Origin of the sequence: Streptomyces sp. CB02400, from assembly GCF_001905725.1 — a bacterium.
GTDB lineage: Bacteria > Actinomycetota > Actinomycetes > Streptomycetales > Streptomycetaceae > Streptomyces > Streptomyces atrovirens.
Window position 1 is genome coordinate 130,361 of sequence record NZ_LIWB01000023.1, and the last position, 286, is coordinate 130,646.

Annotated in this window: 1 protein-coding gene; it reads right to left on the reverse strand. The window is 66.1% G+C overall.

What is annotated here, in order from left to right; genetic code table 11:
- On the reverse strand, positions 1-236 hold a 236-nt coding region (locus AMK33_RS42580; protein WP_327380426.1), incomplete at its 3' end, for a DDE-type integrase/transposase/recombinase.
- Positions 237-286 lie beyond the last annotated feature (50 nt).

The window sequence follows — 286 nt, forward strand, 5'->3', positions numbered from 1 at the left end:
CGGCGAAAGGTGACGGGCACCGTCCTCATGCCGACGAGCCCGTTGACCGCCCCGCCCCACGCGGCCACAGCCGTGTCGAATACAGAAATCACGAGGTCGGAGCGCATGTGATCGGCCATGGACCAGCCCATCACCCAGCGCGAATGAATGCCGATGACCCTGGCCAGGCACATCCAGTCATCACTGAGCGGCAGATAGGTAATGCTCCCGCACCAGCGCACATCCGGGTCCGGCACGGTGAAGTCGCGCTCCAGCAGGTCCGGGGCCGGTCACGTCCGCTGGAGTG